Annotated in this window: 21 protein-coding genes and 1 pseudogene; 10 read left to right on the top strand and 12 right to left on the bottom strand. The window is 63.4% G+C overall.

The genetic code is table 11. The features are described 5' to 3' along the window. Positions 1-239: pseudogene (locus tag NKH19_RS30400) on the top strand (D-amino-acid oxidase); the annotation flags it as partial. 216 nt (positions 240-455) lie between these two features. Here NKH19_RS30400 and NKH19_RS30395 read toward each other — a convergent pair. The 12 genes from NKH19_RS30395 to NKH19_RS30340 all read right to left on the bottom strand — a co-directional run bounded on the left by NKH19_RS30395 (position 456) and on the right by NKH19_RS30340 (position 12511). Continuing rightward, entirely contained in the window at positions 456-2348 is a 1893-nt protein-coding gene (locus NKH19_RS30395) for an ABC transporter ATP-binding protein (RefSeq protein ID WP_352870414.1), read from the bottom strand. After that, positions 2348-4210, bottom strand: coding sequence for an ABC transporter ATP-binding protein (locus NKH19_RS30390; RefSeq protein WP_352870415.1), 1863 nt, complete (start codon positions 4208-4210; stop codon positions 2348-2350). The genes NKH19_RS30395 and NKH19_RS30390 overlap by 1 nt, the downstream gene beginning before the upstream one ends. 282 nt (positions 4211-4492) lie before the next feature. Further along, positions 4493-4930, bottom strand: coding sequence for a hypothetical protein (locus tag NKH19_RS30385; protein ID WP_352870416.1), 438 nt, complete (start codon positions 4928-4930; stop codon positions 4493-4495). Positions 4931-5069: 139 nt separating this feature from the next. Beyond that, complete coding sequence (locus NKH19_RS30380) at positions 5070-5630, bottom strand: hypothetical protein (protein ID WP_352870417.1); 561 nt, start codon at positions 5628-5630, stop codon at positions 5070-5072. Further along, positions 5627-6412 carry a DsbA family protein gene (locus NKH19_RS30375; protein ID WP_352983458.1) on the bottom strand — a complete coding sequence of 262 codons (786 nt, stop codon included), beginning with the start codon at positions 6410-6412 and terminating at the stop codon, positions 5627-5629. Before NKH19_RS30375 ends, NKH19_RS30380 begins: the two co-directional genes overlap by 4 nt. Positions 6413-6439: 27 nt before the next feature. Continuing rightward, positions 6440-7153 (bottom strand): SCO family protein, encoded by a 714-nt coding sequence (locus NKH19_RS30370; RefSeq protein ID WP_502911078.1) that lies wholly within the window; start codon positions 7151-7153, stop codon positions 6440-6442. Then, positions 7153-7488 carry a hypothetical protein gene (locus tag NKH19_RS30365; protein WP_352870419.1) on the bottom strand — a complete coding sequence of 112 codons (336 nt, stop codon included), beginning with the start codon at positions 7486-7488 and terminating at the stop codon, positions 7153-7155. Before NKH19_RS30365 ends, NKH19_RS30370 begins: the two co-directional genes overlap by 1 nt. 13 nt (positions 7489-7501) lie before the next feature. Next, positions 7502-8029, bottom strand: a complete 528-nt coding sequence (locus tag NKH19_RS30360) for a TlpA family protein disulfide reductase (RefSeq protein ID WP_352870420.1) — start codon at positions 8027-8029, stop codon at positions 7502-7504. Between the two features lie 95 nt (positions 8030-8124). Continuing rightward, on the bottom strand, positions 8125-8565 hold the full coding sequence (locus NKH19_RS30355; protein ID WP_023759570.1) for a DUF411 domain-containing protein: 441 nt from the start codon (positions 8563-8565) through the stop codon (positions 8125-8127). A gap of 41 nt (positions 8566-8606) precedes the next feature. Continuing rightward, positions 8607-10049, bottom strand: a complete 1443-nt coding sequence (locus NKH19_RS30350; protein ID WP_352870421.1) for a multicopper oxidase family protein — start codon at positions 10047-10049, stop codon at positions 8607-8609. A 124-nt stretch (positions 10050-10173) separates the two neighbouring features. Next, the gene (locus NKH19_RS30345; protein WP_352983454.1) at positions 10174-10578 is read right to left on the bottom strand and encodes a hypothetical protein; all 405 of its coding nucleotides are present in this window, start codon (positions 10576-10578) and stop codon (positions 10174-10176) included. A 127-nt stretch (positions 10579-10705) separates the two neighbouring features. Next, positions 10706-12511: a dipeptide ABC transporter ATP-binding protein gene (locus NKH19_RS30340; RefSeq protein ID WP_352870423.1), complete on the bottom strand. Its 1806-nt coding sequence runs from the start codon at positions 12509-12511 to the stop codon at positions 10706-10708. A gap of 193 nt (positions 12512-12704) precedes the next feature. Between NKH19_RS30340 and NKH19_RS30335 the strand changes: the two genes are divergently transcribed. The 9 genes from NKH19_RS30335 (at position 12705) to frp (ending at position 22047) form a co-directional block, all read left to right on the top strand. Further along, positions 12705-14063, top strand: a complete 1359-nt coding sequence (locus NKH19_RS30335; RefSeq protein ID WP_352870424.1) for an LLM class flavin-dependent oxidoreductase — start codon at positions 12705-12707, stop codon at positions 14061-14063. A gap of 14 nt (positions 14064-14077) precedes the next feature. Beyond that, positions 14078-14854, top strand: coding sequence for a DUF427 domain-containing protein (locus tag NKH19_RS30330; RefSeq protein WP_352870425.1), 777 nt, complete (start codon positions 14078-14080; stop codon positions 14852-14854). A gap of 34 nt (positions 14855-14888) precedes the next feature. Beyond that, the gene (locus tag NKH19_RS30325; RefSeq protein WP_352870426.1) at positions 14889-16526 is read left to right on the top strand and encodes an ABC transporter substrate-binding protein; all 1638 of its coding nucleotides are present in this window, start codon (positions 14889-14891) and stop codon (positions 16524-16526) included. 7 nt (positions 16527-16533) lie between these two features. After that, positions 16534-17493, top strand: coding sequence for an ABC transporter permease (locus NKH19_RS30320; RefSeq protein ID WP_352870427.1), 960 nt, complete (start codon positions 16534-16536; stop codon positions 17491-17493). Then, positions 17490-18377, top strand: a complete 888-nt coding sequence (locus tag NKH19_RS30315) for an ABC transporter permease (protein WP_352870428.1) — start codon at positions 17490-17492, stop codon at positions 18375-18377. Before NKH19_RS30320 ends, NKH19_RS30315 begins: the two co-directional genes overlap by 4 nt. A gap of 69 nt (positions 18378-18446) precedes the next feature. After that, positions 18447-19469, top strand: a complete 1023-nt coding sequence (locus NKH19_RS30310) for an LLM class flavin-dependent oxidoreductase (RefSeq protein WP_352870519.1) — start codon at positions 18447-18449, stop codon at positions 19467-19469. Positions 19470-19507: 38 nt separating this feature from the next. Next, complete coding sequence (locus tag NKH19_RS30305; RefSeq protein WP_352870429.1) at positions 19508-20152, top strand: ThuA domain-containing protein; 645 nt, start codon at positions 19508-19510, stop codon at positions 20150-20152. 11 nt (positions 20153-20163) lie between these two features. Continuing rightward, positions 20164-21657, top strand: coding sequence for an aldehyde dehydrogenase family protein (locus NKH19_RS30300; protein WP_502911077.1), 1494 nt, complete (start codon positions 20164-20166; stop codon positions 21655-21657). Positions 21658-21711: 54 nt separating this feature from the next. Then, positions 21712-22047, top strand: coding sequence for a fluorescence recovery protein (frp, locus tag NKH19_RS30295; protein WP_352870430.1), 336 nt, complete (start codon positions 21712-21714; stop codon positions 22045-22047). The last annotated feature ends 99 nt before the right edge of the window (positions 22048-22146 follow it).

The raw sequence follows: 22146 nt of genomic DNA, 5'->3' as shown, positions 1-22146 counted from the left end.
AGGTTCTGGAAGGCCATCCGAAGCTGGAATTGGAAAGCTACGGTGTCGGCCCCAAGCCGATTCCCGGAGATGGCGAGCCGGTATTGGGCCGGTTGAAGGACATCAAGGGATACCACGTCGCCTTCAGCCACAGCGGTGCGACGCTTGGCCTGATCGCCGGCGAGCTGCTTGCCAGCGAGATCGCCACGGGAAGAGAGCACCCACTCCTCGCAGGCTTTCGGCCAACTCGGTTCTCTTGAAGATCGTTATGCTGCTGGGAGAAAACCACGTCCTGACGTCGGAACGTTTCCACCAGGCGTTTCTGTTGACCGCCATCATCCCATTGCTTTCCATTCCCGGCTTTCTGTGCCTGCGCGCCGAGGACGGCATGCAGTTCGACGGCCACGTCAGAGGATCTCGCAAACAGGTCTTCTTCTCAAGGGAGGCACGAGCAGTCGGCGATGTGTCGGGACTGCTCACGTCGCCTTGCCGACCGCTGCGTCCAGTTCCAGCTCGCTCTCCGAAATGTCGTCGAACGAAGCATAGTTCATGTTGTAGAGGCGGGCGTAGAGGCCCTTTCCTGCCATCAACTGCTCGTGGTTGCCGCTTTCGACGATCTCGCCGTTCTGCAGCACGATGATGCGGTCGGCGCCGCGGATGGTGGCCAGACGGTGGGCTATGACCAGCCCGGTACGGCCTTCCAGCAGCGTTATCAGCGCCTTCTGGATCAGCATCTCGGTGTAGGAATCGATGCTGGCCGTGGCTTCGTCGAGCACCAGGATCTTGGCGTCCGCCACCAGCGCGCGCGCAAAACTGATCAGCTGGCGCTGGCCGAGCGAGAGATTGCCGCCGCGCTGCTCGAGTTCGGTGTCGTAGCCATCGGGTAGGTTCTCGATGAAATCGTGCGCGCCGACGGCCTGTGCGGCACGGACCACCTCCTCGCGGCTGGCGCCGGTCTTGTGGTAACGGATGTTTTCCAGCACCGAGCCGGAGAACAGGAACGGCTCCTGCAGCACCATCGCCACCTGATCGCCGAGCGAATCCTGGGTCAGGTCACGCACGTCGTGGCCGCCGACCAAAACCTCACCCGACCAGACGTCGTAGAAACGGTGCACCAGCGCCATCGAGCTCGACTTGCCCGATCCGGTCGGGCCGACAAGGGCCACGGTCTCGCCCGGATTGACGCGGAAGGAGATGTTCTTCAGCACCGGCTGGTTCTCCCGGTAACCGAAGGTGACGTTCCTGAACTCGACCGAGCCGTCCATGTCGCGCGACAACGCCACCGCACCTTGCCTGTCGCTGACGTCGACCGGCACGTCGAGCACTTCGGAGATGCGCTGGCCCGAAGCCATGGCGCGCTGCATGACGCTGTACTGCATGGTGAGCGAGCGGATCGGGTCGAAGAAGCGCTGGATGTAGAACAGGAACGCCACCATGACGCCGATATCGAGGCTGTGCGAGAGCACCATCGAGCCGCCGACGACGATGACGGTCGCCATGGCGACGCCGGTCAGCGTGTCGACGATCGGCACCATCACCTGCGCGTATTTCGCCGACGTCAGATGGGCATTGAGATTGGCCAGCACCTTCTCGTCATAAAGGTCGAAATTGACGTGCTGGCGCTCCAGGCTCTGCACGGTGCGCACGCCGTGGATGCCTTCGGCTAGCGCGCCGTTGGCGATCGAGTTGGTCTCGTGCGCGGCCATGAAGGCGACCTTGGCGCGCGGCAGCCAGAACAGGCGCACGATGAACAGCGCCGGCATGGTCGACAGCGTCAGCAGACCGAGCCGGAAATCCAACCAGAGCAGGACGCTGACGATGCCGAACAACAGCACGATGTCGCCCACCGACATCACCGATGTCTCGAGGAACTCCTGCATCGAATTGACGTCGCCCTGCAGCCGCGACATCAGCCGGCCGACCTCGGTCTTGTCCATGAAGCTTAGCGAGACCCGCTGCAAGTGGCTGAACATGGCGCGGCGCAGGTCGGACAGCACGTTCTCGGCGACCTTGCCGACGACGCTTTCCTGAACATAGCTGGCGGCGTAGTTGATGAGGATGATCAGCGTGAACGCGCCGATCGCGGAGATCATCACCGACTGGTCGAGCCGGCCTGCCGTCATGCCGTGGTCGATGGCGTAGCGGATGACCAGCGGGATCGCCAGTTGCGTCAGGGTGAACACCAGCACAGCGGCGACCGAGATGAAAATCCGGCTCTGATACGGCTTCACGAAGCTCCAGATACGCCTGACAATGCGCGGGTCGTAGGCCTTGCCGAAAACCTCTTCCTCGTCGCGATGCGAGCCGACGACGGCCTTGGTCGGGCGGCCGCTGGTGTCTTCCTTGTCGTCGTCGCTCTGTGTCGACATTACGCGGCTCCCATAGCCACAGGCCGGTCATCGTCGGGCCGAAGCTGCAGGTCGTAGAGCGCGCGATAGCGTCCGCCGACCGCCAGCAGTTCCTCATGCGTGCCGCGCTCGACGATGCGGCCGCCCTCGACGAACAGGATCTGGTCTGCATGCATCAGCGAACTCAGCCGGTGCGAGATGATGAGCGTGACGCGATCCCTGGCGAAGCGCTTCATCGCCGCCCGGATCCGCTGCTCGGTGCCGGCGTCGATTGCCGCGGTCGAATCGTCGAAGACCAGCACCGATGGCCGCAACATCAGGCTGCGCGCGATTGTCAGGCGCTGCCGCTGGCCGCCGGAAAGCGACGCACCGCGTTCGCCGACGACCGTGGTGTAGCCCGCCGGAAGTCCGATGATGTAGTTGTGCAGCTGGGCGTACTCGGCGGCCTGCCCGATACGGGTCTCGCGCGCCCAGGGATTGCCGTAGGCGATGTTGTTCTCGATCGAGGTGGTGAACAGGAACGCGTCCTGCTGCACGACGCCGACGGCCTTGCGCAGCGATTGCAGCGTCACCTCACGGATGTCCTGGCCATCGATGGTGATCGCACCTGAGGTGACGTCGTAGAAGCGCGGGATCAGGTGCGCGATGGTCGACTTGCCGCTGCCAGGCGGGCCGACAATGCCGATGGTTTCGCCGGACCGGGCCTCGAAGGAGATGCCCGACAGCGTCGGCCGTCCGCCCGCGCCCTCGTAGCGGAAGCCGACATTGTCGAAGCGCAACACGCCGTCGGTGACGACGAGGTCCTTGGCGCTAGGCGCGTCCTCGATGTCGAGTTCGGCGTCGAGCAGCTCGAACAGGCGGGTGCCGCAGGTCGAGGCGCGCGCGAACGAGTTGACCATCAGGCCGAGCTGGCGCACCGGCATCTGCAGGATGGTCATGAAGGTGAGGAATTGGGCCAGAGTGCCGACGCTGATCTGGCCCGCGATCACCTTCTGGCCGCCGAACCAGAGCACCAGGCCCATGGCTGCCAGGAAGGAGAAGTTCATGGCGCTGGTGTTGGAGACGCGGATGTCGACGCGCTGATTGGCAAGCTCCAATGCCGACAGCTTGGCGCGGTCGAATTTTTCGAGCTCGTGCCGCTGCGCCGCGAAAGCGCGCACGACACGGATGCCCCCGAGATTCTCGTCCATCACCCGGCTCAGCACCGAGAGGCGCTCCTGCAACGTTAGCCAGGTGCTGCGCAATGCGAGCTGGGTGACTGAGGATCGCCAGGCAACGAACGGCACGAAGCTCAAGCTGAGCAGCCCGAGCACGAGATCGGTGCTGATCAGCAGATAGGCGCCGACGCCGATCAACACGCCGAGCAGCACGACGCGCAGGATGCCGGTGGAAAAGAACATGCGCACGCCGTCGAGATCGAGCAGGCCGAGCGTGATCAGATCTCCGGTGTGGACCCTGTCGTGGAAGGAGAAGCTCAATCGCTGGATCTTCTCATAGAATGCCAGGCGCAGCTCATAGCCGGTGCGGTGACCGACGGCCTCGCCATAGTAGTTCTGCGCCATGGTGAAGAGACCGCGCAGGATGCTGACGACAAGCAGCGTCAGCGCCGTGTTCCAAAGCGCCTGCTCTGCCGCGGCACCGGCACCCGTGGTCATGACGCCCTGCGCCTGGTCGATGGCGCGTCCCAGCAGGCGCGGAATGAACAGCTGCAGCGTCGCGGCAATGAAGGTCGAGACGATGGTGATGGCGACCTGCCAGGGATGGCGCAGCGTCATGCGCACGATGCGGAGCAAGGTGCCGAGGCCCTTGCCCCAGGAGGCTTCCGCCACATGGGCAAACGATTTGCCGCGCTCCGGCGCGCCGCCGATTGCTTGCGTGTTCAAGGAAAATATCCAAACCAATCCGGACGTTAGCCCGAACTAATAAAGCAGACTCATTTCAGATGGCGCGATGGTACGCGCGTCCGAGTTGACCCTTCAAGAGCCAATTCGGGTATCGCACTGTGCCTGAACGGAAAGCGAGCATGCGACTGTGATCCGGCCGGGCACCAGCGGCGGAATCCTGCCGATCTTGAAGGGCGTTGGCCGGACGAGGCCAAGCACCCGGCTGTACGCAAGCGACGGCCGGACGAGGTGCAACCACCCGTCCGGCTGGAGTTCCAGTTGCTAGGCAGGTATCAGGACGGCGATACGATGCACGCCGACCTCTTTGCTTGTATTCGTCGCCTCGTCCGTCTTGCCCTTGGCGCAGGTGTACATGTCACCCGTCTTGAGCTTGAATTCCTTGTCTGCCTTCTTGATGGTGAACGCGCCGGAGGTGATGGTGCAGACCATGTCGTTGTCCATCACCATTTGAGGCGCGTGTGCGCCGGGCTGGAAGACCACGTCGACGATTGCGATGCTCTTGTAGGCCGGAATGTCGGCGTTGCCGGTGCCGACCTCAACCACTCTGACACCGGGGGCAATCTCCTTGCCATCTTTCGGGCCGTATTTCTTGGCCTTCGCGGATGCCGTCAGGGCAAAAAAAGGCGTCACCGCGGCGGCCGTCATACCGAGGGCAATTGCAGACCTGCGATTCATGGTTTTCATCGCGTCCTCCCACATGTTAGTCACGAACGATTGTGCATGACTAGGATATATTAGCATAGACGAATGTACTTGTATGCGAGGAAGTGCCCAAGCCCAGCACGGCGGTAGAAACTCCGCGCTTCCGGTTACGGCAAGCCAGCACGCCATGGCAATTTTACATTGCCCCGCCGCAGCCGTCGGAGAGGTTCCATACATCGACGATCTGCTTGCCGTTAAAACCGTGCTCGTGGATTAGGTATTTCGCCAGTCCGCCATACACTTTCCAGCGCCAGCATTGGCAACAGCATGGTCCCTTTTCTTCGGAATTTGCCATCGCATGGTCATAGGCCTGCTGTTCGGCGCCGCTGAGCTGCACTTCGTAGTAAGGCATCATCTTCTGTGCGATGCCCGCCGGAATATCATATGGATCGGTTGGGATCATCGCGATGTCGCGGTATTTGGCCAGGCCGTCGACCTGCTCGACATAGCGCTTCATTTCCATCGGGCTGCAGCAAGAGCCCTTGATCCGCGACGTCGGCGACATGGTGGCGATCGACTCCGTAAATTTGGCCGAACATGTGCTGTTGCCGTTTTCGCTGAGGTCTTTGAAGCGGCTCGCCAGACCTGGATCCTCCGCGGCGATCGAATTCGAATCCTCGAGAAAGCCCATAATCGCGGCGGTCCCAAAAATGCCGCCCAGAATCTTTCGTCGACTGGGGTGCGATATCCGGCTCATTTGGCGGCCCTCGCCTGCTCGATCAGGCTCTTCATGGTCGTAAGGTCGGTCGCACCCGGGAAAATCTGATCGCCGACGACGAAGCCCGGCGTTCCGTTGATTTTTAGCGCCTGAGCCAGTTTCACGTTCTGCTCTATCGCAGCCAGGATCTCCGGCTGCTGCATGTCGGTCTTCAGGCGCGGTACGTCGAGGCCGGCGTCGGCCGCCATCTTGAGCACGACTGCTTCGGTCACCCGCGTCTTGGCGGCGAACAACGCTTTGTGGAATTCTGCGTATTTGCCCTGCCTGTTGGCGGCGAGCGCCGCCTTGGCCGCAAAGACGGAATCCGGGCCGAGGATCGGGAATTCCTTGTAGACGATCCGGAGCTGTGGGTCGTCGGCCACGGCTTGCGCCATGATCGGCGCAACTTGGCGGCAATAGGGGCAATTGTAGTCGAAAAACTCGGTCATGGTGACGTTGCCCTGGGCGTTGCCCCCGACCGGGCTGGCCGGATCTCGGAAAACCTCGTCGGCCTTGGCCGCCAGGACCGCCTTTGCCTCTTTTGCATCGGCCTCGCGCTGGCGGGCGTCCAGGCTTTGCAGCGCCTCCATGATGACCTCTGGATGCGCGAGGATGTAGTCGTGGACGCCTTGATCGAACTGGCTCTGGGACATTTCGTCCGCAGCGATCGCCTGGCTGTGGAATCCGAGACCGAGCGCGAGCCAGGCCGTTGCAATGACCGGCATGAGGGAACGGGCAGTTTTGCCGGCAACTCCGCCGAATTGCCCTGAATTATGGGTCATAGGGTTCTCCTTCCTTCGGATGATGCTTCAAAAAAGGTTCTTCAATTTCGCCAGCCAGCCAGCTTCCTGCTCATGATGTGGACGCTCGATGCTATTGGTCAGCGCATTGACCAAGGTGACGAGATTGATCGGTGCGAAATCCAGGCCATGGAAATTCGCGCGCCAATGGCCCTCCTTGTCGATCACATGCGTGACGATGCCGTGCGCCTGAATGCCGTCGTCCGTTTTGGTAAATTTGTGGCCAAAAGCTTCCGCCAGCGTGCGGGTAGCGTCCTCCGGCTGGTCCTGGGTTGTGGTCAGGAACGCCCAATTGACGGGATCGAGCCCATGCGTTGGCCCGTATTTTCGCATCACGTCCGGCGTGTCTCTCGTCGGATCTGTGGTGATGCTGACAAAGGTGACCTGGTCCTTCATCGGCGTGCCGTTCACCATTTTCTGGATCTCGGCGATCTTCTCGGCATGCAAGGGACAAACGTCCGTGCACGATGTGTAGATGAAATGGAGGATGACAACCTTGCCACGCAGATCAGCCAGTCGCACGACGCGCCCGTCGGCGGTGCGCAGCGTGAAATCGGGCGCTGGCTTGTCGATCGGCTGGAAATACTTTTCGTCGCCCTGAAGCATGGCGTCGAGTTCTTCGAGCGAGTGCGCTTGCGCGCCGTGCACGAAGCCCACAATCAGCGCAGCTACGGAAATCAGGCACCGCAGGAAATGCATCCATTCTTGGATAAGGACTGGCATCAACTGTTACCTTTCAGATCGGCGGGCACTGTTGTCGGACCAACGGTGACCTCTTCAGCTTTGGGGGGACCGTCTTCGGCCGGATAGGCGCGACCTGTCATCTTGTGCATGCAGAGGCCAAGCGCGCACATTGCGACGCAGGGCAAAGCGCTGAGAAGCAGCGGCGCGACGCCCGCCGCGGCCAGCCAGCTCCAGTTGGATGCAAGGCCTGCGACGATCACGGCCGCCGCCAATGCGGGGAAGCCACGCCGGCCGCCGAGATAGTAGCGAATGGAGGCGAGAACATTGCGACCGAACGAGGCCTCCTTGGCTCGGATCAGTTCTGTAGTGGTCACAATGAATTCCTTCTCAGTTGGCAGCAAAATGGCTGCGGATGAAGTCGACCATGTCGGGAGCATCCCATTCAGCCGGACCAATCAGGCGGGCGATTTCCTTGCCTCGGCGGTCGATCAGCAATGTCATGGGAAGGCCGAGGGCGCCGAGCGTGAACATCGCCTTGGCCGACGTGTCGATGTTGAGGGCGAGATGCTCGATACCGATCTCGGCGAAGAACTTTTTCACCTTGTCCGGACCGCCGCGATCCATCGACAGCGCGACGACCTCGAAGTCCGGCCCGCCGAGTTTGGCCTGCAGCCTGTCGAGCGTCGGCATTTCCTTGCGGCAGGGAGCGCACCACGTCGCCCAGATGTTGAGCAGCACGACCTTGCCGGAAAAATCGGCGAGCGTTTTGGGTTGTCCATCGCCGTCCTGGAACTGAATCTCCGGAAGCGGCTGCGGGCTCGCCTGAACAGCAAAATTCTGCGGCGGCTCGCCGGCCGTCGCAGGTCCAGGTACCGCGAGCAGTGCGCCGAATAGAACGAGAGCGACCATCTTCATAGCTGCCGTTCCCTCGATTCGAGCCGCAGGAACGTCATGGCGAGCCAGGTTCGGGCAGGGCAATCCGACGTATCGGCAGACATGGCGCTTGCCTTTCAATCCGTCGCGTAGATCGTGGGAGCCTTGCCGTCCTTGGTGAAGGCGTAGACGATGAAAGGGCCAGCCTTCTCGCCACCCATGCCGGGGGCACCGGTCGGCATGCCGGCCAGCGTGATGCCGGTGATGGCGGGCCGTTCGGTCAACAGTTTCTTGACGATATCGACCGGCACCAGCCCGTCGACGACATAGCCGTCGACCATCAGCGTGTGGCAGCCTTCGAGGTCCGCCGGCACGCCGGCGTCACTGCTGATCTGGGACAGATTGTTGACGGGCTTGATGTCGACCTTGAAGCCGTTGTGTTCCAGATAGTTGGCATAGGATTCGCAGCAGCTGCATTGCGGGTTCTTGTACATCACCGCGTTGATCGTCGCCGCGACAGCCGGCAGCGGCATTGCGATCGCGACGGCGAATGCGGCGAGAGAGTAAGTCAGTTTCATTGCAGTTCTCCTTGTTGTCTTGACGTTGTTTGACGAGAAAATCAGGTCACTCGAAACACCGTCATGAGGCCGGCCATCTGGTGGTCGGCGACATGGCAGTGCAGCATCCAGTCGCCGGGATTGTCGGCGACGAAGGCGCATTCGATCGTGTCCCTGGGAGCGAGCAGCACGGTGTCCTGCCATTGCCGGTGCGGTACCGGCGAACCGTTGCGCGCAAGCACCAGCATGCTGAAGCCGTGGATGTGCATCGGGTGCCACCAGGCAGTTTCGTTGCGCATCGTGAGATGATAGGTTGCGCCGCGGGGCAGGGTGAACTGCGGCGCCATGCCGGCGTGGCCGTCACCGGTCATCGACATGCCGTTGATCGCCCACGCAGCGCCACCCTTCATGCCGGGTGTCGCCATGCCCATCATGCCGCCGACGCCGGCGAGCTTGCCGCCACCCATCATGCCGCCTTGCAGGACGATCTCCTGGCGCTCGGCGCTTGCGAGATCGGGTTGTTGCAACGGGTTGCGCGGCAGGCCAAGCGGCGTGTCGAGAGGATGGATCCGAATCGGCGATGCGCTGTCATAGGCAAGCGTGGTCAGCGTATAGGCGAGACCGTCGTAGAAATCATCGATCACCGCGTAACGCTTGCCTGGGTCGCCCTGCATATCGATCACGACATCGATGCGCATGGCAGGTGCCAGAACAAGGCGGCCGCCCTCCGGTTCATGCGGATCACAGGGCTGGCCGTCGATCGCCACGACGACCGGGTGGTGGCCTTCGAAGCGCAGCGCCATGATGCGGGCGAGCGACGCATTGGCCAGCCGCAGCCTGACACGTTCGCCCGCCCTTACGCTCTGGTCGGCCGGCGCCGTGCCGTTGATGGTGACGACGTTGCCGACGCGGCCGGACATCGCCGCGTCCATCGCGCTGCCGAAACCGGGCGCCATCTGCCCGTCGTCGGCAAGCCGCCAGTCCTGCAGCAACCACAAGAGGTCGCGGTCGACAGCAACGGGTTCGGTCTCCTCGACAATGAGGGCGCCGGCGAGCCCGCGGCCGAGCTGCACAAGGCTGTTGGCATGCGGATGGTACCAAAAGGTGCCGGCGTCGGGCGGCGTGAATTCATAAACGAAATCTGTTCCCGGCTTGATCGGCTGCTGCGTCAGGCCGGGTACTCCGTCCATGGCGTTTTGCAGGCGGATGCCATGCCAATGGACCGTGGTTTCCTCGTCCAGCCCGTTCTCGACCGTGATGTGAACGGGTCGGCCCTGGCGCAGACGCAGCATCGGGCCGGGGACCGTCCCGTCATACGCCCAGACAGGAGTAAGCGGATCGCCAGCGCTGGTGAGGCTGGCGTGGCCGGGCGCGATCCTGATGCGGCGCTCATCGACGGCGGATGCTCTTGGCGTTGCGGGGTGCACCAGGGTGGCCGCAGCAACGCCCGCCGCCGCAAGGACGAACCTGCGGCGTGAGATGGAATGATTAGAATCGATGCTCACTTTCAAGCCTTTGCGATCTCGATCGACGGCGAGCCTCTCGGCGTCGAATTGCTGTGTGCCTGCCGGCGCAAAGCGCCAGCGGCAATCAAACGCCGGAATCAGCCGCGGGATGGCTGAAACGGCGTCAGGCGAGATCGATGGATTTGGGAGGGAATGGGTCGGGCAAGGAACTTCGCCCGTGAAGGAACGGCATCGGTAGCGCCGATGGTTGTTGCACCGTTGGAACCACGGCGATGGCGAGGCTTTGAGCGAGTACGGCGAGCACCGGTGCGATGCAGGTCGGTGGACAATGCATCGGTTTGCCGGTGTCGGCCGCGCCCTTGAGGCAGGCGTTGCAGTCGCCATTCATGCCGGTGTCGGCCATCTTGGCCATGCCGGTGTCGGCAGGCATGGTCATGCCGCTGCCAGGTGTCATCATCATCTTCGCCGACATGAAGCTCGCCTGAGCGGCAGACAGGCTGAACCCGGCGGTCAGGAATACCGCGAGCAGCATGACAAGGATATGTTTTGGCGACCGGCGTGCCATCATGCATCTAGGCTGGCCTCAAAAGACGGTATTTGCAAGCTGGATTCCAATGCTGCGACAATCCCGGGGCATCGCATCGCGCCTAAAGAGGAACCGTGCTGTTGCGGGCCTTCGGACTGTCGATGATCCGCTACATAGCCTGGCCGTGCCGCCAGCAGGCGATCCGATGGCCGGCAGCGACCTCCATGGCTGATGGTTCCGCCTTTCGGCAGTCGGGCAGGACCAGGGGGCAGCGGTCGGCGAAGGAGCATCCTGTGTTCGAGATGCCGGCGGCCTCGATCTCGATTTGAGCGGATAGTGGCGCGGCCTCGTCGGAGGACGCCGCCAGCAGGAGGGCCGTATAGGGGTGATTGGGGCCGTGAAAAATCTGGTCGGATGAGCCGGTTTCGACCAGGCGGCCGCGATAGAGCACGCCGATCCTGTCGGCCATGTAGCGCACGACCCTGAGGTCGTGGCTGATGAACAGGTAGGTAGTGTCCTTGTCGCGCTGCAGGTCGTTGAGCAAGTTGAGGACGGTCGCCTGAACGGAGACGTCGAGCGCCGAGGTCGGTTCGTCGAGCACGACGACCTTCGGCATGCCGGCAAAGGCCCGCGCGATGGCCGCCCTTTGCCGCTGGCCGCCGGACAGCGATCGCGATTTCTGCTCGGCGGTAGTGCTGGCAAGGCGAACCGATTGCAGCAAGTCGCGGACGCGGGCTTTTATCTCACGGCTGCGCAGACCAGCGAGCCGGCGCAGCGGACGGCCGAGGATCCTGCCGATCCGCTGGCGCGGGTTGAGCGTGCGATCCGGCGACTGGAAGACCATCTGCACGTCGCGGCGTTCGGCAAGGTTCCTCTTCTCGACGCGCGGCGCGACCGTCCTGCCGAACAGTTCGACCGATCCGGCATCAGGCGTCTGCAGGCCGGTGACGATCCGCGCCAGGGTCGACTTGCCGGAACCGGACTCGCCGATCAGCCCGAAGGTCTCGCCCTGGCCGATGTCGAGATCGACGTGGTGCAGCACTGGCTGGCTGCCGAAGGCATGGCTGATGCCTTTGCAGGCGATCGCGATCCGGCGTTCCTTTGGCAGGCCGGCTTCTTCATCGAGGATTGCCGGATGCGGTGGCAGGCCGTCCGTCTCCGCCAGTCTGCCGTCCCACTTGGTGTAGTTGAGCGCCGGGATCGAGGCGATGAGCGCCTTGGTGTAAGCATGAGAGGGGTTGTCGAAGACATCGCCGGCGGCGCCGCTTTCGACCACCTTTCCAGACTGCATCACCGCCACCCGGTCGCAGGAGCGGCGGATCATGTTGATGTCGTGGCTGATCAGCAGGATGCTGGTTTTGTGGTCCTTGCGCAGGTCGGAGAGGATGGCGATGATCTCGGACTGGACGCTGGCGTCGAGCGCCGTCGTGGGCTCGTCCAGCACCAGCAGCGACGGGTTGAGCGCAATCGCGATGGCGATGTTGGCACGCTGCTGCATGCCGCCGGAGAGTTCGTGTGGATAGAGCCCCAGTACCCGCTCCGGATGGCTCACCCGGACCCGCCCGAGCAGTTCGGAAGCCCGCTCGCGCGCCTCGTCGGGGCGAACCGGGCGATGCCGCATGATCGTCTCGGTGATCTGCCGGCCGATCGTCATGCTTGGATTGAGGGCCGCGCCCGGGTGCTGGTAGACGGCGGCGATATGATTTCCCCTGAGTTGGCGCAGCTGCTCGGCGGAGAGGTCGCGGATTTCCTGGCCCTGGAATTCAAGCGCCGACGCCGCGAGGCGGGCATTCCTCGGCAGATAACGCAGTATGGCGAGCGCCACCGAGCTTTTCCCCGATCCCGACTCGCCGACAAGGCCGAGCGCTTCGCCTTCGCCTATGTGGAGCGAGACGCCACTGACGGCAGGATGCGATCCGTTGCGCCCGTCATAGGCGATGGAAAGCTGGTCTACGTTCAGAACCGAGGGGAACATGGGGAGCTTGAAACCACTTTCTTCCAGCGCCGCGATCAAGGGCAATCGCTTCCGCTTTCGCAATGCATTATCTCTATAAAATTACTCGGATTAAGCCGGAGCGCAATCTACCTTTCTAGGATCAGGAGAGATTGTCGCCGCTTGCGCAAGCAGCACGACAAGTCTCCGGAAGCAGATCTGGAAGGAGACCGGCATGGCTCGAGACCACATGATCCTCAGCGCATTCTTCTTCAACCCGCAGGGCGATCATCGGATGTCGTGGCGCCATCCGCGGGCACCGGGCCGGGAGGTGCTGGACTTCGAGTTCTACCGTGATCTCGTGCAGGCGGCCGAGCGGGCCAGGATCGACACCATCTTCGTCGCCGACCACGTGTCGATCTGGGATTCGGTCAAGAGCGGTGTCGCGCACTACGCCAATGCCCGCCTCGAACCGCTGACGCTGCTGTCGGCGCTGGCCGGGGTGACAAAACACATCGGCCTGATCACCACTGCGTCGAGCTCCTACAGCGAGCCCTACAATGTGGCGCGAATGTTTGCTTCGCTCGACCATATCAGCAAGGGCAGGGCGTCGTGGAACGTCGTCACCTCGGCGATGGACGAGGAGGCGCGCAACTTCGGCCGCGACGGCAACATCGAGCATGCGTTCCGCTATGAGCGCGCGGCCGAATTCCTCGATATCGTCAAGGCGCTGTGGGACAGCTGGGAAGACGAGGCGCTGCTGATCGACAAGGCGACGGGCTATTTCGCCGACCCCGACAAGGTCCATCCCATCGATCACAAAGGCAAGCATTTCAAGGTGCGCGGGCCGCTCAACGTCTCGCGGCCGCCGCAGGGCCATCCGCTGATCGTCCAGGCCGGCTCGTCCGAGGACGGCAAGAACTTCGCCACCGGCCAGGCCGATGCGCACTTCGCCATCTACAGCACCAAGGAGGATGGCATCAAATATCGTCAGGATATCAACGAGCGTCTCGCCCGCCACGGCAGGCGGCCGGAGAGCTTCAAGATCCTGCCCGGCATCCTGCCGATCGTCGCCGCCTCCGAAGCGGAAGGCCGGGAAAAACAGGAGTATCTGCAGACCTTGCTGCCCGATCAGGTCGGCATCGACCTTCTGTCCAGTTGGAGCGGGCTGGACCTGTCGGTGTTCCCGCCGGACGGGCCGCTGCCGCCGCTGCCGGACGAGAGCACCTTCAATGGCGGGCGCACGTCGCTCAACCGGGTCAAGCAGTGGGCGAAGCAGAATCTCAGCCTGCGCGAGATTGCCCGCAAGCTCGCCAACAGCGGTTCGGTGCCGACCGTCGCCGGCACGCCAGGACAGATCGCCGACCAGCTCGAGGACTGGTTCGTCTCCGGTGCCGCCGACGGCTTCAACCTGATGTTCCCGCTGCTGCCGGAGGACTGGGTGAACTTCGCCGAAAAGGTGGTGCCGGAACTGCAGCGCCGTGGCGTCTTCCCGACCGAATACGCGCCCGGAACGCTGCGCGACCGCTTCGGCCTGGCGCGGCCCGCCAACCGTTTCGCCGAGCAGCGCGACAATGCGCGCGCCGTGTCCTGACCGGGAGAACGATCATGACCGTCGCGCCAAGATTGCAGCCGCGTGAAGCGACCGCTCCGCAGCTCGTCAATATCCTGCACAGCCCCAAGCGCGTGCGCGTCAAGTTCGATGGCCGCGTTATCGCCGACAGCCGCAACGTGCTGGTGCTGCGCTCCAACCATTTCCTGCCGATCTATTTCTTCCCGCCGTCAGCGGTAGACCCGTCGGTGCTGAAGCCTTCGCTGCATCGCGAACCGCATCCCGTCGGTGGCGAGACGGCCTATTGGGATATCGACAGCGGTGTCAGGCGCAGTGCCAACGCGGCGTGGGCGTTCATCTCGCCGCCGGATGAAAACCTGGCGTCGCTGGCCGGGCGCATCGCCTTCACCTGGAAGGCCGTCGACCAATGGTTCGAGGAGGACGAAGAGGTCTTCGTCCACGCCCGAGACCCCTATGCGCGCATCGATGTTCTGCAAAGCACGAGCCATGTGCAGGTTTGGTTCGACGGCGAGCCGATCGCCGACAGCCATCGCCCGGTGCTGCTGTTCGAGACCCATCTGCCGACGCGCTTCTATCTGCCGGCGGAAGACATCCGGCTGGAGCGGCTGACGGCGTCCGTCACAACGACGCGATGTCCCTACAAGGGCATTGCCTCCTACTGGTCGGGCCTTCTGAGCGACGGGACGGTGCGCCCGGACATCGCCTGGAGCTACCGGGATCCCATAGAGGAAATGCCCAAGATCAAAGGCCTCATCGCCTTCTATCCGCGGGCCGTCGACCGCATCCATCTCGACGGCGAACCCGTCGCATAGGTTTTCAATCTTCATTTCAGAGCAGGGGTTTAACATGACCAAACGCAGGGATATCGACGCACTTCGCAATCTTTCGGGGGACGTCTGGAATGTCGCCGTCGACGAATATCAGGGCGGCTTTCTCAAGCGCCGCGATCTTCTGAAATATGCCGCACTGCTCGGCCTGACCGGCTTTGCCGCCTCGCAGGGGCTTGGAGGCGCGCGCGCCGCGGCCGCCGCCGGCGGCACGGTGCGTGTCGGGCTCGGCCAGCCGACCAAGGCGATCGATCCGGTTTCGCTCACCGATCCGGCCAGCATCGGCGTGATCAGCCAGGTCGGCGAATATCTGATCCTCGACGACCCGAAGGACGGGCTTCAGCCGAAGCTCGCTCTGTCCTGGGAAGCCGACGAGACCGCCAGCCGCTGGACCTTCAAATTGCGGCAAGGGGTGAAATTCCATGATGGCCGCGCGGTCACGAGCCGGGACGTGGTGGCGAGCTTCGAGCGGCTGGTCGATCCGGCCAGCGGCTCGTCGGCGCTCTCGGCCTACAAGGGCATCCTGTCCAAAGGCGGCGCCAAGCTGGTCGACGACGAGACGGTCGCCTTCGATCTCGACGGTCCGAACAGCAACTTCCCGTTCTATGTCTCCTCCGACGTCTACAATGCCGTCATCCTGCCGGCCGACTATGCCGGCGATTTCGAGAAGAATTTCAACGGCACCGGCCCGTTCAAGCTCGAATCCTTCCGCCCCAAGCAAGGCGCCAGCTTCGTGCGCAATGAGGATTATTGGGGCGACAAGGCGCTGCCCGACCGGGTCGAAATCAAGTTCTTCGACGACGAGCAGGCTCAGGTGCTGGCGCTGCAGGCCGGCCAGCTCGATGTCATCCCGAGCACGACGCGCCTGGAGCTGGCGATCGAGGGCAATCCCAATTTCAAGCTGCTGAGCGTGCAGGCAAGCTCGCACGACCAGGTGCATCTCAGAACCGACCAGGCGCCGTTCACCGACAAGCGCATCCGCCGCGCGCTGGCCCTCACCATCGACCGCGAGGCGGTGGTCAAGGGCCTGCTGAAGGGCCGCGCCATCGTCGGCAACGACACCCCGTTCGCGCCGATCTTCCCCTCGGCCGATCCGTCGGTGCCGCAGCGCAAGCAGGACATTGCGGAAGCCAAGCGGCTGCTTGGCGAGGCGGGCGTGCCCAACGGCTTCGAGGTGACGCTGACCACCGAACGCGCCTATGACATTCCCGACTATGCGGTGATCATCCAGAACTTCGCCCGGAAGGCCGGCATCGACGTCAAGCTCAATGTCCTGCCGCAGGACGCCTATTACGGCTCGGCAACCTTCGGCAGCTCGCCCTGGCTGGATTCGGTTCTCGGCATCACCGACTACGGCCATCGCGGCACGCCCGACATCTTCCTCAACGCGACGCTGAAGAGTTCGGGCGCGTGGAACGCGGCGCATTTCAGCAACCCGGCCTATGATGCGCTACTGCTCGACTACTCGAAGGCGCGTGATCTGCAGGCACAGCGCCTTGTTGCCGGCAAGATCCAGACCTTGCTGCTCGATGAGACGCCGGCGATCATCAGCTACTTCTCGCAATACAGCCGCATCGTCAGCTCGAAGGTCGAGGGCGTGCGCTTCACCGCGATCTCGCATCTGCTGCTCGATCGCGTTTCCTTCGTCCAGGCATGATCGCGACATGCTGACCGGCCGCATTCTGTCAGCGCGTGTGGGCACGCTTGTCCTCACGCTGTGGCTGGTCAGCATCCTGGTGTTCTTCGCCGGGCAGGTTTTGCCCGGCGATGTCGGCCGCGTCATGCTCGGGCCGTTTGCCGACGCGCAGGCCGTGGCGGAACTGAACAAACGGCTCGGCGCCGACCAGCCGGTTCTCGTCCAGTACTGGCTCTGGTTCAGCAAGGCCGTCACAGGCGATTTCGGCACCTCGCTGTCGATGCGCGCGCCGGTGGCCCCCTTCGTGCTGGAAAGCCTCAAGCGCTCCGCGGCCCTTGCCGGCATTATCTTGATCTTTCTCATTCCGCTCGGGGTTGGCGGCGGTGTCATCGCCGGTCTCAACGCCGGCCGCATCATCGACCGGCTGATCGTGATGGCGGGCGTTTCCTTCGGCATCGTGCCGGATTTTGTGTCCGGCCTGATGCTGCTCATCGTTTTCGGCCTGTGGCTGAACTGGTTTCCGATCTCAGGCGTTGCGCCAGATGGCGCGGGCTTCTGGACGCATGGCTATTATCTGATCCTGCCGGCGCTGCCGCTGGTGCTCAATCTTGCCGGCTACATAGCCCGGATGACACGGGCGGGGGTGATCGAAGCGATGGCCGCCGACTACACACGCACCGCCGTCCTGAAAGGGCTCGAGCCGCGCGAGATCATCCTTCGGCACGTGCTGCGCAATGCGCTGACCCCGACCATCGCGGTGCTGGCGACGCAGACCGGATACATGCTTGGCGGGCTGGTTGTGATCGAAGCGCTGTTCGGCATCCAGGGACTTGGCAATCTGGTTCTGAACGCGGCCAAGGCGCGCGATTTCCCGATGCTCGAGGCGGGCGTGCTGGTGATGGCGGCAATCTTCGTGCTGTCGGCGGCGGTGGGAGACCTGGTGCTGGCCTTGCTCGATCCGCGGCAACGCCGTCGGACCTCGTCATGACGGATCTGACGGAGTCTCCCGCACCACGGCGCGCCGTGGCCGCCTTTCCGGCAGTGCGCAGGATCCGCGGTGCTTTCCCTGGACTGCCCCCATCGGTCGTGATCGGAACGCTGCTGCTGCTGTTCTGGGTCGTATGCGCGGTATCAGGCAATCTCTTCGTTCCCTACGATCCCTATGCCGAGGATTTTCTGACGACGCTGACGCCGCCCGATGCCTTGCATTGGTTCGGGACCGATCAGCTCGGCCGCGACGTGCTGTCCCGCATTATCGTCGGATCGCGCGATATCCTGCTGGTCGCGCCGCTGGCGACGCTGGCCGGCGTTGCAGCCGGCAGCATCATTGGCCTGGTGCTCGGCTATTTCGGTGGCCTCACCGATGCCATCGGCGCGCGGCTGCTCGATACGCTGATGGCGTTTCCGTTCATCGTTCTCGTCACCATGACGCTGGTGGCGATCGGGCCGTCGAACCTGACCGTCATCCTGGTGATCGGCATCGCCTATGCGCCGTTGGTGGCGCGCACCGTTCGCGCCGCCGTGCGCGAGCAGAAGGAGCGCGACTATGTCAGCGCCGCCCGGCTCGGCGGTGAAGGCCCGCTTGCCATCATGTTCCTGGAAATATTGCCCAACATCAGGGAGACGATCCTCATCGAGCTCGTCACCCGGCTGGGCTACGCGTTCTTTTCGATCGCGACGCTGAGTTTTCTGGGCCTCGGCATCCAGCCGCCGTCGGCTGATTGGGGACTGGCCGTCGCCGACGGCTACGGCTTCCTGACCGGCGGCAAATGGTGGGTCGTCGTGTTCAATTCCGCGGCAATCGTCTCGCTGGTGATGGCGACCAACCTCATCGCACAAGGCATCGGCGCTTTCGAAAATAGCGATGCATGAGCCTTAATCCGCGCGCCGGAAAACGTCTTTTGCATTGAAGCCTGGCGCGCATCCTTATATCGCATGGCTATGAAGAAAATCGGTTTCCTGTCGTTCGGGCACTGGACGCCCTCGTCGCAATCGCAAGTGCGCTCGGCATCGGACGCGCTTTTGCAATCCATCGAGCTGGCCGTCGCCGCCGAGCAGCTTGGCGCGGACGGGGCGTATTTCCGCGTGCATCATTTCGCCCGCCAGCTCGCTTCGCCGTTCCCGCTGCTGGCGGCCGTCGGCGCCAAGACCAGCCGCATCGAGATCGGCACCGCCGTCATCGACATGCGCTACGAGAATCCGCTCTACATGGCGGAGGATGCGGGTGCCGCCGACATCATCGCCGGGGGGCGTCTCCAGCTTGGCATCAGCCGCGGCTCGCCTGAACAGGTGATCGACGGCTGGCGCTATTTCGGCTACGCGCCGCCGGAAGGCAAAAGCGACGCCGACATGGCGCGGCATCACGCCGAGGTCTTCCTCGACACACTGCGCGGCGAGGGGTTCGCACAGCCCAATCCACGACCGATGTTCCCCAACCCGCCTGGCCTGCTGCGGCTCGAGCCGCACTCGGAGGGTTTGCGCGAGCGGATCTGGTGGGGCGCGGCCACCAACGCGACTTCGGAATGGGCGGCGAAGCTCGGCATGAACCTGCAAAGCTCGACGCTCAAATTCGACGAGAGCGGCAAGCCGTTCCACATCCAGCAGGCCGAGCAGATCCGCATCTATCGCGAGGCCTGGAAGGCGGCCGGCCAGAAGCGCGAGCCGCGTGTCTCGGTCAGCCGCAGCATCTTCGCGCTGGTCAACGATCGCGACCGCGCCTATTTCGGACGCGGCAACGAGAGCCGCGACCAGATCGGCTTCATCGAGGAGAACACGAGGGCGATCTTCGGCCGCAGCTACGCCGCCGAGCCGGACGTGCTGATCAAGGAGTTGGCTGAGGACGAGGCGATCGCCGAGGCCGACACGCTGCTGCTCACCGTTCCGAACCAGCTCGGCGTCGACTACAATGCGCATGTCATCGAAGCGATCCTGACCCATGTCGCGCCGGCGCTGGGCTGGCGCTGACGTTCGGATCAAGGCGGATAACTCCAGGGAGGTACACCATGGCGAAGAGAGCGCTGATCGCCTGGGGCGGCTGGGAGGGCCATACGCCGGAGCAGAGCGCGAAGATCGTTCGCAACCTGCTTGAACGCAATGGCTTTGACGTCACGCTCGGCCAGGGCACGGCGGTGTTCGCCGATCCGGAGTTGGCTTCCTTCGATCTCATCGTGCCTGTCATAACGATGTCGACGATCGAGAAGGCCGAGCTGCAGAACCTGACGTCGGCCGTTCGCCAGGGCAGTGGGCTGGGCGGCTTTCACGGCACGATGGGCGATAGTTTCCGCAACGAGCCCGACTATCAGTTCATGACCGGCGGCCAGTGGGTCGCGCATCCCGGCGACATCATCGAGTATACGGTGGCCGTCACCAGGCCGGATGACCCGATCACATCAGGCATCGGCGATTTCGCCTACCGGTCGGAGCAGTATTACATGCATGTCGACCCGAGCAACGAGGTGCTGGCCACGACCACCTTCACCGACGCGCATTTCCCGGGGATAGGCGGCGTCGTCATGCCGGTCGTCTGGAAGCGTCGCTATGGCGCCGGAAAGGTTTTTTACAGTGCGCTGGGGCATAATGCCGACGAGTTCGCGGTGCCGGAGATGGCGCTGATCGTCGAGCGCGGCCTTGTCTGGGCCGCCCGTTAGAGGGCACGAGCATGACCGCACCGTTTAGGGATCTGCCGCTGCACACGCCCATCGACGGCCGGCACCGCAAGATGCTGATCGACGGCGCCTGGTGCGACGCGCTGAGCGGCCGGACCTTCGAGACGCGCAATCCCGCCACGGGCGCGGTGATTGGCACCGTGCCGCTCTCCGATTCCGGTGACATCGACCTCGCGGTGGCGGCGGCCCGGCGCGCCTTCGACGGGCCGTGGAGCCGGTTCAAGCCCTATGAGCGCCAAGTGCTGCTGCTGAAGATCGCCGACCTGATGGAGCGCCATTGGGAGGAGATCGCGCTTTCCGACACCACGGATATTGGCATGCCCATCATACGCACGCTCGCCAACAAGAACCGCGTGCTTGGCATGCTGCGCTTCTATGCCGGCATGGCGACATCTATTCATGGCCACACGATCGGCAATTCGCTGCCGGGCGACATCGTCTCCTACACGCGCAAGGAGCCGGTCGGCGTGGTCGGCGCGATCATTCCCTGGAACGCGCCGACCGCCGCGTCGATCTGGAAGATCGGTCCGGCGCTGGCGACCGGTTGCACCATCGTCCTGAAGCCTTCCGAGGAAGCGCCGCTGACACCGCTGCTGATCGGCGCGCTGATGATGGAGGCCGGGGTGCCGCCCGGCGTGGTCAACGTCGTCACCGGCACCGGTGCCGAGACCGGCGCGCCGCTTGCCGCCCATATGGACGTCGACAAGATCGTCTTCACCGGCTCGACAGCGACCGGCCAGAGCATCCTGCGCGCCTCGGCCGGCAACATGAAGCGTGTTTCGCTGGAGCTTGGCGGCAAGTCGCCGGTCATCGTCTGCGCCGACGCCGATCTCGAGCGCGCCGTGCCGATCGCGGCGATGTCAGTGTTCGCCAATTCCGGCCAGATCTGCATCGCCGGCTCGCGGCTGTTCGTCGAACGGCCGATCTACGAAGAGTTCGTCGAGCGGGTCTCGGCCTATGCGGCAAAACTCAGGATCGGCGACGGCGCCGATCCCGAGACCGAGATCGGGCCGCTGATTTCGCCCAAGCAACTCGAACGCGTCACGGGATTCATCAAGGATGGCACCAGCCAAGGCGCACGGCTGGTCACCGGCGGCAACCGCATCACCGAGGGTGCGCTTGGTTCAGGAAATTTCATCGCGCCGAGCGTGTTTTCCGGCGTCACCGACGATATGCGCATCGCCCGGGAAGAGATTTTTGGCCCGGTCATCTCGGCGCTGCCGTTCGACACGCTGGACGAGGTGGTGCGGCGCGGCAATGACACGCCCTACGGATTGGGCGCCGGCGTGTTCACCAGCGACCTCGGCAAGGCGCACCAACTGGCCAACCGCCTGCGCGCCGGCTCAGTCTGGGTCAACACCTACCACGCGATCGATCCGGCGGTGCCCTTCGGCGGCTACAAGATGAGCGGCTACGGACGCGAGGGTGGGGCCGAGCACCTTGATGAATATCTCAACACCAAGGGCGTCTGGATCCGGACGGATTGAGAGGGGCCGTCTGGCGGCGTTTTGCAATGGGATGATCGAAAGACGGAGAAAATCATGAATTCCAGGGAAAGCTGGTCCACATCCGAAAAGAAGATCGCACGCCGCGCCTTCGACGCTGCACTTGAGGTGGCGCTTGCAACGACGATGGCCGAATTCAAGAGCAAGGCCAACGCCGCGACAGTCGCCGCCGACATGTGGGACGTCGAAGACTATTTGCGTGAACAGCGACGGGAGATCGACCGGACGTTCGACTACCGCTACTCCCAGCTTCTTTTCGTCTTCGCGGGTCTCATTCGGGCAGGCTATCTCGACGAGAACCTGCTCGCCGGCCTGTCGCAGGACAAGCGGGAGGTCATTCGCCGGGATATTGCTTTTGCCGAGAGCCGCTGAAGTCACGAGGGCGTAGCAAGGCAAGATGGCGCTCTACGGCGCCCCCCTCTGTCCTGCCGGACATCTCTCCACCCGTGGGGGAGATGTCCGGCAGGACAG

Origin of the sequence: Mesorhizobium sp. M1338 (assembly GCF_040318045.1) — a bacterium.
Lineage (GTDB): Bacteria > Pseudomonadota > Alphaproteobacteria > Rhizobiales > Rhizobiaceae > Mesorhizobium.
This window is presented reverse-complemented; position numbering and strand designations above follow the sequence as displayed.